Source organism: Sorangium sp. So ce726 (genome assembly GCF_051521405.1).
GTDB lineage: Bacteria > Myxococcota_A > Polyangia > Polyangiales > Polyangiaceae > Sorangium.
Window position 1 is genome coordinate 12,466,562 of sequence record NZ_CP150349.1, and the last position, 12,481, is coordinate 12,479,042.

Annotated in this window: 8 protein-coding genes; 4 read left to right on the forward strand and 4 right to left on the reverse strand. The window is 69.5% G+C overall.

Features of this window, described 5'->3' with window-relative positions; genetic code table 11:
• Positions 1–801: a BON domain-containing protein gene (locus WME79_RS46515; RefSeq protein WP_437528709.1), complete on the reverse strand. Its 801-nt coding sequence runs from the start codon at positions 799–801 to the stop codon at positions 1–3.
• 362 nt (positions 802–1,163) lie between these two features.
• On the opposite strand from WME79_RS46515, the gene WME79_RS46520 reads away from it, so the two are divergent.
• The 3 genes from WME79_RS46520 (at position 1,164) to WME79_RS46530 (ending at position 6,357) form a co-directional block, all read left to right on the forward strand.
• Positions 1,164–3,140 carry an ABC-F family ATP-binding cassette domain-containing protein gene (locus tag WME79_RS46520; RefSeq protein WP_437528711.1) on the forward strand — a complete coding sequence of 659 codons (1,977 nt, stop codon included), beginning with the start codon at positions 1,164–1,166 and terminating at the stop codon, positions 3,138–3,140.
• 204 nt (positions 3,141–3,344) lie between these two features.
• On the forward strand, positions 3,345–3,605 hold the full coding sequence (locus tag WME79_RS46525) for a hypothetical protein (RefSeq protein WP_437528713.1): 261 nt from the start codon (positions 3,345–3,347) through the stop codon (positions 3,603–3,605).
• Between the two features lie 490 nt (positions 3,606–4,095).
• Positions 4,096–6,357, forward strand: a complete 2,262-nt coding sequence (locus tag WME79_RS46530; RefSeq protein ID WP_437528715.1) for a S46 family peptidase — start codon at positions 4,096–4,098, stop codon at positions 6,355–6,357.
• A gap of 46 nt (positions 6,358–6,403) precedes the next feature.
• Here the strand turns inward: WME79_RS46530 and WME79_RS46535 are convergent, their stop codons facing one another.
• From WME79_RS46535 to WME79_RS46545, 3 genes are all read right to left on the reverse strand, one after another.
• Entirely contained in the window at positions 6,404–7,930 is a 1,527-nt protein-coding gene (locus WME79_RS46535; RefSeq protein ID WP_437528717.1) for an ATP-binding cassette domain-containing protein, read from the reverse strand.
• A 330-nt stretch (positions 7,931–8,260) separates the two neighbouring features.
• Positions 8,261–9,025 carry an SDR family NAD(P)-dependent oxidoreductase gene (locus WME79_RS46540; RefSeq protein ID WP_437528719.1) on the reverse strand — a complete coding sequence of 255 codons (765 nt, stop codon included), beginning with the start codon at positions 9,023–9,025 and terminating at the stop codon, positions 8,261–8,263.
• Positions 9,026–9,047: 22 nt separating this feature from the next.
• Positions 9,048–9,716 (reverse strand): TetR/AcrR family transcriptional regulator, encoded by a 669-nt coding sequence (locus WME79_RS46545; RefSeq protein WP_437528720.1) that lies wholly within the window; start codon positions 9,714–9,716, stop codon positions 9,048–9,050.
• 1,367 nt (positions 9,717–11,083) lie between these two features.
• On the opposite strand from WME79_RS46545, the gene WME79_RS46550 reads away from it, so the two are divergent.
• The gene (locus tag WME79_RS46550) at positions 11,084–12,277 is read left to right on the forward strand and encodes a cytochrome P450 (protein WP_437528722.1); all 1,194 of its coding nucleotides are present in this window, start codon (positions 11,084–11,086) and stop codon (positions 12,275–12,277) included.
• The last annotated feature ends 204 nt before the right edge of the window (positions 12,278–12,481 follow it).

Below are 12,481 nucleotides of genomic sequence, written 5' to 3' on the forward strand. Positions count from 1 at the left end.
TCAGATCCGGGCCGTGTGGCTCGTCGTCGGGCGTGACGCCCCCTGCGGCGTGCTCGCCAGGACGGCATCGCCCATCGCGCCCGCCGTGGCGGTCGAGCGGGTTGTCGGCTCCGTCGCTCGCTGGACCCGGATCCTGTTGTGCACGTCCTCGACGCCCCGCGTGCCCTCGGCGACGAGCTCGATGATGCGCTTGTGGTGGCGCTGGGGCACCGTGCCCTCGAGGAGGACCTCGTTGTTCTCCACCTGGACCGTGACGTCGCTCACGTCGATGTCGTCGCGCCCCGAGAGCACCTCGCAGATGTCCTCCTGGATGCGCGCGTCGGAGCGCTTGTAGCCCTTCGGTCCGCGGCCGAACGCTCTGCGCACGCGGTCTCCGATCTCGCCGAGCGCATGGCCGACGCCCTCCAGGGCCGAGTGGCCGGATTCGCGGAGATCGTGGCTCTCGCCGCGGTACGCGCCGCCGTGCCAGGCCGCATCGGGGCCGTCGTCGGGGTTCACGACGCGGGTCATGCCGAGGTAATAGGCGCCGCCGAGATTGAAGTTGTATGCGCTGCCCACGGCGGGAAGGGGATTGCCGCCGAAGCTGCGGCCGTCGTCGCGGCCGCCGACGTAATCGCCACCGCGGTCCCAACCGCGGCCGTCGCGCAGCGCGGCCCCGTGATCGTAGCTCGGGCCCGCGCTGCGGCGCTCGTCGCGAGGATAGCCGCGCTCGGTGAAATGGCCCCGGTCGTCTCCGTAGCGCCGATCCCAACCGTGCTCATTTCGTCCGTAGCCTGTGTCCCTGTCGAATCGATCTCGCATCCTGCGCCTCCTTTCTTCCTGGCGAGCACTGCGCCTTCAACACGCCTTCAACACGTCGCCGCCGCGCGGCAGATCGCGCCAGCCTGGTCGCTTGGATCGCGAAGATGGGTCGCATCGGCGCTCTGTGCCACCGGGGAGAACCCTTCGTCTCGCGCCCGGGCGATCCCGAAAATGACGATTCATCGGAGCAGCACAGAAGAGCTTGCCTTGAGCGCCTTTCCGCCTCTCGTCGCAGAACACGGCACACCTACCCTCCCCCATCAGGGCTGGGGCGGCGCCGCGCCCCTGGGGGCCGGAACCATCCGTCACGGGCCCAGCAAAGCCGGCCCACGCCCCCCCGGCTGCGCTAAGCTCCGCGCCCTGTGCCCGTCCTCACCGCCCACGATCTCCACAAATCCTTCGGTCCCCAGACGATCCTCGACGGCGTCTCGGTCAACATCCGCACCGGCGAGCGCGTGGGCCTGGTCGGCGTCAACGGCTCCGGCAAGAGCACGCTCGCCCGCATCCTCGCCGGGGTCGAGCAGGCCGACAGCGGCACCATCGCGCGCCGCCGCGGCGCGGAGATCGGCGTCCTCTCGCAGGATCCGGTCTTCGAGCCGACCGACACCGCGCGCGACGTGGTGCTCGCCGGGCTCTCCGCGTGGCACGCCGCCAAGGCCCGCCACGACGAGGTGAGCCGGGCGCTCGCGGCCGGCTCGGGGGACGCCGAGGCGCTCCTCGCCGAGCAGGCCGAGGCTGGGGCCGACGTCGAGCGGCTCGGCGGGTGGGACATGATGCACCAGGTCGACGCCATCATCGGCCACGTCGGCGTCACCCGGCCCGACGCGCCCATGAGCGTGCTCAGCGGCGGCGACCGCAGGCGCGTCGCGCTCGCCCGCCTCCTCGTGTCGCGGCCCGCCCTCGCCGTGCTCGACGAGCCCAGCAACCACCTCGACGTCGAGACCGTCGAGTGGCTCGAGCGTTACCTCGTCGAGGAGCACCCCGGCGCGCTCCTCCTCATCACCCACGATCGCTACCTGCTCGACCGCGTCGCGGAGCGCACCCTCGAGATCGACAAGGGCAAGGTCTACAGCTACGACGGCGGCTACGAGGAGTACCTCGAGCAGAAGTCCGAGCGCCTCGCGCTCGAGGCGCGCACCGAGTCGAACCGGCAGAACTTCCTGCGCACCGAGCTCGAGTGGCTCAGGCGCCAGCCGAAGGCGCGCACCGGCAAGCAGAAGGCCCGCATCCAGCGCGCCGAGACGACCAAGAGCGCGCCGCCGCCCAAGGCGGAGCGGACCGCGCAGCTCTCGGTGGAGTCGGTGCGCACCGGCAAGACCATCCTCGAGCTGAAGAAGCTCGGCCTCGCGGTCGACGGCAAATGGCTCGTGCGCGGCCTCGACTTCACCCTGACCAAGGGCGAGCGCGTCGGCATCGTCGGCCGCAACGGCACGGGCAAGACCACGATGCTCCGCGCGATCCTCGGCCAGCTCGGCGCCGAAGGCGACGGCGCGGCCGCCGAGGGGCCCCGCATGGAAGGCGAGGTCGTGCTCGGAAAGAACTCGAGCGTCGCCTACTTCGACCAGCACAGGAGCGGGCTCGACCTCGACAAATCGATCTTCGAGAACATCGCGGGCTCGCACACGCGCGTCGAGGTCGGCGGCCGATCCATGGACGTGCGCAGCTACCTGGAGCGTTTCCTGTTCGATCCGAACAAGGCGCGGCAGCCGGTGGGCTCGCTCTCCGGCGGCGAGCGGGCGCGGGTCGCCCTGGCGAAGATGCTCACCCAGAGCGTCAACGTGATCATCCTCGACGAGCCCACGAACGATCTCGACGTGATGACCCTCGCCGCGCTCGAGGAGATGCTCATCGAGCTCGACGGCTCGGCGCTCGTCGTGACCCACGACCGCTGGTTCCTGAACCGGGTGGCGACCTCGATCCTCGCGTTCGAGGGCGACGGTCGGGTCGTGCGGTACGCGGGCAACTACGACGCCTACCGCGAGCAGCGCGCGAACGCCGCGCTCGAGATCGAGGCCGAGGCGCGGGCCGCGAAGGCCCAGGCGGCGGAGGCCCGGCCGGCGGCGTCGCCGGCGAAGGCCGCCGCGCGCGCCGGCGACAAACCGAAGCTCACGTTCGCGGAGCGGACGGAGCTGGACGGCATCGTGGGGCGGATCGACGCGGCCGAGCAGAAGGTCGCCGAGCTCGAGGCGAAGCTCGCCGACCCGACGCTCTACGCGAGCCGCGGCGCGGACGTGGCGGGGCTGCTCTCGGAGCTCGAGCGCGCCAAGCAGGACGCGGCGCGCCTGGTCAGCCGCTGGGAGGAGCTCGAGACGAAGCGCGAGGCCGCCGGCAAGGCGTAGCGGGGCGCGACGGAGCGCCAGACCGCCGGCAAGGCGTGACAGGGCGCGACGGAGCGCCAGACCGCCGGCAAGGCGTGACAGGGCGCGACGGAGCGCGAGGCCAGCGGCAATCGGTGCAGGGGCGCAGGGGCGCAGGGGCGCAGGGGCGACCTGTCTCGCACGACGACCCTTGTCGGCGCGGCGCCGCCCGGCGACCATGGCCGCATGATGACCGTGTTCGAGGTGCACCTCGCCGAGGGATCCGACGGCGCCGGCCTGCTCAGCGACGAGGTCCTGAGCGAGACAGGCGCGCAGGTGATGACGCTCCAGGAAGCAGCGCTGGTCGGCTTCGAGGGCCTCCAGGCGCTCGACGGCTCCGGCAACGTCCGGCTCATCGCCGTGCGCGCGCGCGACGCCGCCTGGATCCACCGCTGCCTGGAGACCCACGGGGCCGTCTCCGCGTTCCGGGCTCACCAGGTCGACTGAGCCACATCGCCCCCGCTGCTCGACCGACCCCGCGCCGCCCTGGCGCGGCGTCCCCCTGTGCGCTCTGGCGCGGAACTTCGGCCGAAGGTTGAGGGCTTTGGGCCCTCACGGCGCCACAAGACGCCACAAGACGCCAAGATTTTTTGTGTTTCTCTTGGCGTCTTATGGCGCCTTGGCGGTTCCCTCATTCCTTCCATCCTTCCGTCAGGGTGGCTGAATTCCCCACCGCCCCGCGCGCCTTGCCCGGAATGCCGTGGATGCCAGTCCGGCCGCCCGGCGCACAGAACATGAAGTCCCGACAAGCCCGCTGAAACAGGCGAAGCGCTCCTCCACGAACATCGATGAGATCCAGTGTCCGTCACCACGCACGGAACGCCTCCGTGCGCATCCGCACGTGTGCCGTCCACACGAGGTCCGTTCCATTGTATCTCGTATCACCAGAAAGATGCCGTGTGGTTGCGCTGTTTACCGACGATGGTAACAACACCGCATGTCTCACTCCTCTCTACGTAGTCATACGCTCCTGGCGTTGTTCGCAGTCTCCGCGTTCGCGCCGGGCTGCGGCTCGGAGCGGCCGCAAGCGGGCGATACCAGGCCGCCGGACTCTGGTCCCGGTCAGGGGACGCCCTTTGAGAACCCCGGCGGGATGTGGATGCCGGAGCAGATGCCGCAGCACAAGGACCAGCTCAAGGCGCTCGGGCTCGAGATCGATCCCGAGTCGCTCGCCGATCCCACGGCGTCCCCGCTCGGCGCGGTGGTGAGCCTGGGCGGCTGCTCGGCCTCGTTCGTCTCGCCCGATGGGCTCATCGCCACGAACCATCACTGTTCGACCAGGGCGCTCCAGTACAACTCCACCCCGGAGCAGGACCTCCTGACGAACGGCTACCTGGCGAAATCCCGCGCCGAGGAGCGATGGGCCGGCCCCACCGCGCGCGTGCTCGTGACCCGCGCGTTCCGCGACGTCACCGCCGAGGTGCGGCGCGGCATCGAGGCGATCCAGGGCGATCTCGAGCGCTACGAGGAGATCGAGAAGCGCAAGAAGCAGCTCGTGACCGCGTGCGAGGAGGGGCGCCCCGAGATCCGCTGCTCCATCGCCGAGTACTTCGGCGGTGGCCAGGTTTCCTTGATCGAGCAGCTGGAGATCAAGGACGTTCGCATCGTCTATGTCCCGCAGGAGGCGATCGGCAACTTCGGCGGGGACATCGACAACTGGCGCTGGCCGCGCCACACCGGCGATTTCGCCTTCTTCAGGGCCTATGTCGGCAAGGACAACCGGCCGGCGGCCCACGCCGAGGACAACGTGCCTTACCGTCCGGCGCACCACCTGAAGCTCGCGTCGTCGCCGCTCCACCAGGGCGACCTGGTGATGGTCGCCGGCTACCCCGGCACGACGAACCGGCTCCGGACCGCGGCAGAGGTCGAGTCCGCTGTCTCATGGCTGTACCCGAAGCGGGTGTCGTTCTACGAGGAGTCGATCGCCCTCCTGGAGGAGCTCGGCAAGAACGACCCGGCCCTGCGGATCAAGGCGGAGCCGACCATCCAGGGCTACGCCAATTACCTGCTCAAGACGCGCGGCTTGCTCGACGGGCTGGTCCAGGGCGGCCTTGCCAAGGAGAAGGCCAAGCAGGAGGGCGACCTCAAGGCCTGGATCGACGCCGACCCGAAGCGCAAGGCGGCCTATGGCGGCGCGATCGAGCAGATCGCAGCGCTGCACGCAGCGCAGCGGGCGACGCGCGACCATGACGCGGCCGTGTCGGAGATCGCCTCGTCGGCGAGGCTCCTCGACGCCGCGGTCACCATCGTGCGCATGGCGGAGGAGCGGCCGAAGGCCGACGCCGAGCGCGAGGCCGAGTACCAGCAGCGCAACTGGGAGCGCCTCGAGCAGGCGCAGGCGTCGCTGCAGAAGTCGTACGACCGCGCGATCGATCGGAGCACCTTCAAGCTGGCCACGCGGCGCGCGCTGCGGCTTGAGGCGAAGGACAGGCCCGCGCTGCTCGGGACCCTCGCGGGCGGGCAGGCGCCGACGGAGGCCGGCGTCGCCGCGGCGATCGACGCGCTCTACGAGAAGACGGCGCTCGAGGACGCGGCGACCCGGATCCAGCTCCTCAAGACGGCGACGCTCGAGGAGCTCCAGGCGAGCCGGGATCCGATGATCCGCCTCGCGCTGGAGCTCGCGCCGGTCGACAAGGCCATCGAGGCGCGGGACAAGGCCTACGCCGGGGCGATGAGCCTCGTGAAGCCGCGCTTCGTTGAGGCGCTGCGCGCGTACCGGGGCGGCCTGCTGGCGCCCGACGCGAACGGCACGCTCCGCGTCACCTACGGCACCGTGCGGGGGTACCGCCCGGAGGGCGACAAGCCGGTGTATCGCCCGTTCACCACCCTCAGCGAGGTCGTGAAGAAGAGCACCGGCGAGGCGCCGTTCAACACCCCGGCGACCCTGCTCGAGGCGGCGCGCGAGAAGCGGTTTGGCCCGTACGTGGACAAGGACCTCGGCGAGGTGCCGGTCTGCTTCCTGAGCGATCTCGACATCACGAACGGCAACTCCGGCTCTGCCACGCTGAACGCGCGCGGCGAGCTCGTGGGCCTCGCCTTCGACGGCAACTACGAGGCGATGGCGTCCGACTGGCTGTTCATGCCGTCGATCACCCGGACCATCCACGTCGATCACCGCTACATGGAGTGGGTGATGGACGCGGTGTCGGGCGCGGACGCCGTGCTGAAGGAGATGGGCGGCAAGCCGGCCATCGAGTGAGCGCGGCGCGACGCTGAAAGCACGATCGCGATGACGCCGGCGCGGGTCACGCGCCGGCGTCGTCGGACGACACCCGCACCTCTCCCTCGGCCACCGTCCAGAGGATCGACGTGCAGCTCCGCCCGAACGCCCTGTCGTGCGTGACGAGGAGCAGCGCGCCTGGATAGTCGGCGAGGGCGCGCTCCAGCCGCTCGATCGAGGGCAGGTCGAGGTGGTTGGTCGGCTCGTCCAGCACGAGCGCCCACGCGTGCTGCCCGAGGCCCAGCGCGATCATCAGCTTGCGCGCCTCGCCGGGCGACGGCCGCGCCGACCCGAGCAGCGGCCCCGGCTCCACCCCGAGCGCGGCCACCAGCGACATCACCCGCCCGCGCTCCTCCGGAGGGAGGCGCCGCGCCCTCGCGAGGAGGGCCTGCTGCTCCGCCTCGCCGAGCTCCTGCGGCACATAGAGCACCTTGTCCGCCGGCACGCGCGCGCTGGCGAGCAGCGCGTTCACCAGCGTGGTCTTGCCAGCGCCGTTCGGGCCCGCGATCCGGATGCGATCCTCGCGGCCGACAGCGAGCCGCACGTCCTGCAGCAGGGTCCGCCCTTCGCTCTCGCCGCCGGCGCGGATCCGGGGCGCGTCGAGCACGAAGAGCCATGGCGCGGGCGATCGCTCGTAATCGACGAACACGCTGCGGCCCACCGCCTTCTCGAGATCGAGCTCTCCCGCCTCGGCCGACACCTTCTCGAGCTTGCGCCGGGTCACGCCGACGTTGCGCGACAGCCGCGCTTCGGCCGAGGACACGCGGAAGTCCGCGAGCAGGCCCCGGGCGTCGCTGTCGCGCGGGCCCTTCATCCGCCGCTTCGTGCTCCGGTCCGCGTCGGCCGAGGCCTGCGCCCGCCGCTCCTCGCCGAGGCGGCGGCGGAGCTGCCGCTCCTCGGCGCGCAGCCGCTGGTGCGCCTCCTCGCGCCCGCGCGCCTCGGCCTCCCAGAGCGCCTTCGCCGCGCTGTACCCGCCGGGATAGAGCCTCGCTTCAGCCCGCTCGACCCGGATCGTGCCGGTGGTCAGCGCGTCGAGGAGCTCGCGATCGTGCGAGACGCACGCCCCGATCCCCTGGAACCCAGCCAGCGCGCCGGCGAGCAGCGCCCGCGCGTCCGCGTCGATGTGGTTCGTCGGCTCGTCGAGAAGGAGCAGGTCCGGCGCCGCGGCGAGCGCCGCGCCGATCTGCCACCGCTTGCGCTCGCCGGGCGACAGCGTGGCCCAGCGCCCGAGCTCCGCCGGATCCAGCAAGAGCTCGCCGCGCAACCTGCGCGCGGCGCCGTCTTCCGCATCGGCCAGCGCATGGATGGCCGCGTCGGCGTGCTCCACGGCCTGCGGGCAAATCGCGACGGTCGCGCCACGCGGCTCGAGCCGCAAGCTCCCCGCCTCGGGCGCGAGCTCACCGGAGAAGAGCCGGAGGAGCGTGGTCTTCCCGGCGCCGTTCGGCCCGACGATCCCGTACCACCCGGGGGTGAGGCACAGATCGACGTCCACGAGGATCGTGGACGCGTCGGAATAAGAGAAGGAGAGGCGCTGCGCGCGCAACGACGACATAGGAGCTCCTGAATCCTGAGGGCCACATGGCCCGGTCACGGGACGGGCAGGCTGCCTCGCGCGGCCAGGGAGCAGGGATGCCACCTGTCGCGCTCGCGACCTGCAACGGAGACCGATTCAGGAGTTGATCTTCACCGGAGCACTCTCCTCTTGCGTCAGCCGCGTTCTCTAACAGACGGCCGAGGCCCACGCAACCGCGGCTCCACCGTCGTGGTCGTGGTCGTGGTCGTGGTCGCGGTCGTCATGCCCTCGCGCGCCGCGCCGACAGGGCCTCAGGCAAGCGGCATTGCGGCGCCCTCGGGCTCTCGGCCAGGGTGCCTCTCGGCGCGGTCACGCGGCCAGGAATCCGCCGTCGACCGGGATCGCGCCGCCGGTCACGTAGCCCGCGCCCTCCGAGCACAGCCACAGCGCGGCGCCTGCGATCTCGTCCTCGGTGGCCATCCGCGCCATCGGGTGCTGCGCCACCAGCGCCTGGACCAGCTCGGGCGCGAGCGTCTCTGCCTGTTGCATGGCGGGCGTGCGGGTGACGCCAGCGCAGAGGGCGTTCACGCGGATCCCGAGCGGCGCCACCTCGAGCGCCACCGAGCGCGTCATCCCGAGGACCGCGTGTTTGGACGCCACGTAGGCGTGGTGCGCCGGCTTCCCGGCGACGCCGTAGATGGAGCTCATGTTGACGATGGCGCCCCCGTGCGACGCCAGCATGGCCGGGATCTCGTGCCGCATGGCCAGCCAGATCCCGCGGGCGTTGGTCGCCATGACGTCGTCCCACACCGCCTGATCGGCGTGCTCGATGCGGGCCATGTCGCCGCCGATGCCCGCGCAGTTCGCCGCGAAATCGAGCCGGTCGAAGCGCCTCATCGTCTCTTCCACCGCGCGCTTCACCGAGGCGTCGTCCCGCACGTCGGTCTGGACGAACAGCGCCGGCGCGCCCTCTCGCTCGAGCGCGGCGCAGGCCCGCTGTCCGGCGTCGTCATCGCGCGCGGCGATGGCGACGCGCGCCCCTCCTCGCGCGAACGCGCGCGCGGTCGCGAGGCCGATGCCCGAGGTGCCCCCGGTGATGAGGGCGACCCGTCCGGCGAAGTCGTAGGTGATCATGAAGCTCCCTTTCCTGGTGAAATCACGCAGTGTTCGCGCCAAGGCCGCGCTGGATGAACTGGACCGCCTGCTGGGCGAGCCGACGGCGGCGCTTCGGGCCGAGCTGCTTTCGCAGCGCGTCCGAGGCCAGCACGTCGTGGAGCTCGGCCCCGAGCTCCTGGAGCACCGCCTCGGTCAGCCCGGGGCCGATGACGGCGGCGACCAGCCGGGTCGCCACCTCGAGGCTCGTGTCGGTGGAACGGACGGCGCCGCTCGCGATGCCCTCCTCGAGCAGGGCCCGGAGCTCCGCGGCGCCGGCCTCGCAGATGGCCTTGTGGAGGCCGCGGACCTCGACCGTCGCCGTCGGGTCGGCGGCCGCGGCGGACAGGCGGGCGAGGCGCGGGTGCTCCACGAGGAACGCCATGCCGCGCTCGATGTGGACCTCCAGGCGAGCCCAGAAGTCGCCCTCCAGGCACGCGGCGCCGAGGAACGCGCGCTTCTGCCGCGGCACCTCCTCGGTCAGGAGCCACCGGTAGAGATCGAGCTTGTCCTCGAAGTACTGATAGAAGCTCCCCTTGGGGATGCGGGCGCGGCGCGCGATCTGGGAGAGCGAGGCCTCGGCGTAGGGGCGATCCGCGAACTCGGCGATCGCCTCCCGCACGAGGCGGTCCCGCCGCTCCTCCGGCAACCCAAAGAACGTGCTCTTCGGCATGCGACCGGTCAGTCATATGACCGATCGGTCGTATCGTCAAGGCGAGGCCGATGCGCGCCCCCGGCCGCTGTTCAACGGTTCAGCACTGGGCATGCCCTGAGCACGACTAGGGAGATCCCTGAGCGCAACCCGGGAGTGCCCAGTGCGTGACCCCGATCCCAAACGCGCCTCCTCCCCAACGCGCCTCCGGCGTGGGTCGGCGCGCCTCCGGAGGACGTGTGGTTCCAGGGAGAAGCCCCCTCTTTCGAGGTCACGAGATCGAGCCGAGCGTGACATCGAGCGACCCTCGTCATGGCCGACGACGCTGGGAAGCGTGACCGCGCTCCGCTCGAGCGAGGCGTTCATTTTGCATAGCGAGTCGGCGCACTCTCGTGCGGCCGTGCATTCCTGCAATGCGCGTCACATCGATGGCGAAAACCTTCGCCGTCAGCATCCCAGGCAGACGCCGCTGGCGTCCGCGCCGACGCACGCCTGCAGCGTTCTCGTCTCCACGGCTCGCTCCATCCGGAGCGTAGTGGGGGCGGCTTCGGGTCATGCGCTATGCGTTCACGGATGAAACCCGAGTCGACTATATCTTGCATTGCTGCACAGTCGCTCGCGATAGACGACGTCGATCATCCAGAGATCATTGCGCTCATCGATCGCAACGCATCTCTATCGGATGGCCATCGAGGTGTCGCTGGGCGGCAGTAGATGTTCTCGGCGCCTGTTGACGCGGCGCGAGCCGCAGACGCTCAAATGTATTTTTATTCACGCGGCATGTTGTCGCGGCTCGGCCATCGTATTGAAGTGTTGGAAGATTCGTTGTCCGTGGTGTTTCCAGCACGACGAGGTCGTCGTGTGAATCGCACAAATAAGAATACAGTTGCGCATTCGTCCGTATGGTATAGGATGCTGTCATCAGATGGAGGAGCACCCAACGACCATCGGACCCCTGCAGCCATGAAGAGAGCCTAGCGGCTCTCTCGCTTGCTCTGGTCTCATGATGCACCGGGAGATGCCCTGGAAGCAGTTCAGGCGCTCGTGAGTCGCATGCTCGCATTCTGGCGAGCGCAGCGACGACCGAGGAGTGCAGCCGTGTCGTGCGGACGCCGAGCGTTGGCTCGGACCGCGTGGCGGCTGTTCAGCGCCCTGCTCGCGGGAGATGCGCCCAGGTGACCACGCGCTGGAGCATCGCGGAAACGCGGCTTGCGGGTTCCGTTTCGTGCTCCTTTCAGCGCTAGGGGCCTGCTGCCTCAAGGCAGTACCGAATCGACGCCATCGCGTCGCCCAGCGCGCCATCCGAGGCAACACCACACTCCAGGCTGATCGACGCGCGCCGCCATGGCGTTGCGGCTGCGTCCTGCCTTCGCCACAGGAAGAGCGCGATGAGTCGACTGAACTTGTTTGCCCCCGAGGTCCGAGAGAACCCGTACCCCTTCTACGCGGCGCTGCGCCGCGAGTCGCCCGTGTGTCAGGTGGACCCCAACGGGATGTGGGTGGTCACCCGGTATGATGACATCGTGGCGGCGTTCAAGAACACGCAGGTGTTCTCGTCCGCGGGGCTGCGCATGGCCACCGAGCCCCCCTTCCTGGGGCGATACAACCCCATATCGGACTCGATGATCGTGGCGGATCCCCCGCGACATACTCAACTGCGAAACCTGATCAGCCGCGGTTTCACTGCGAACACGGTGAGCTCGCTGGTACCGCGGATGCGCTCTGCGGCCGCGCAGATCGCCGACGATCTGATGCGGCGGCGCACGGTTGATTTCCTTCCTGATATTGCGTGCCGTGCGCAGATCCGATTGCTGGCCCAGCTGATCGGCCTCGATCCTTCGCTGGAAAAGCATTTTAATCGATGGACGGCGGATCTGGTCAGCGTCGGCAGCCTATCCCCGGAGGATCACACGCGTCTCGACGAGGTGCGCCAGACCATCGAACAGATGGAACGTTATATGCAGGATTTGCTGGCAAGCCGCCGTCACCAGATGGAGAACGATCTGGTCAGCGATCTGCTCCGGTCCCAGGTAAACGACAATTCGCTGACAGATAGAGATCTTGTCGCCCTCCTGTTCCTGCTCGTGGTCGCGGGGATGGAGACGACGGTATCGCTGATGACCCACATGGCGTTGATCCTGTCCCAGCGGGCCGCGTGGATGGATCGTCTGCGGGCCGAGCCAGCGCTCATTCCGCGCTTCATCGACGAAGTGCTCCGCTTCGAGCCGCCCGTGCATGCCACGATGCGGCTGACTCTAGCCGAGACAGAGGTAGGCGGCGTGCGCGTCCCCGCGCATTCGGTCGTGGCGCTGCTTCTGGGCTCGGGCCTGCGCGACGAGGGGAAATTCCAGGATCCGGACCGCTTCGATCCAGAGCGTCGCGAGCCGACGAACCTCGCATTCGGTCACGGTGCTCACTTTTGCCTCGGGGCTTTGCTGGCGCGTACGCAAGCCCGCGTGGTGCTGGAAGAGCTCCTGACCCGATATCATCGTTTTGAGCTCCGAGCTGAGCGTGTCGAGTGGAACTCGGTCCTCAACACCCGTTGCCCGGTCACGCTACCCATCGAACTGATCCCCATCTGATGCATACGCCGCGAGTGAACGCCTTTTTTCTCGCGCGGGGTAGGATGGCACCGTACCGCCACATTCGGCCGAATGTCCCCTTTTGACAATGCCGTTGATCTGCACATAAGCGGTCCGACAGCACACCCGGGCGTGGTAGGTGCGACCTATCGGTACGTAGAATTCGCCGCCAACATTCCTTTTGGCAGACCGTGAGGAGCCGCC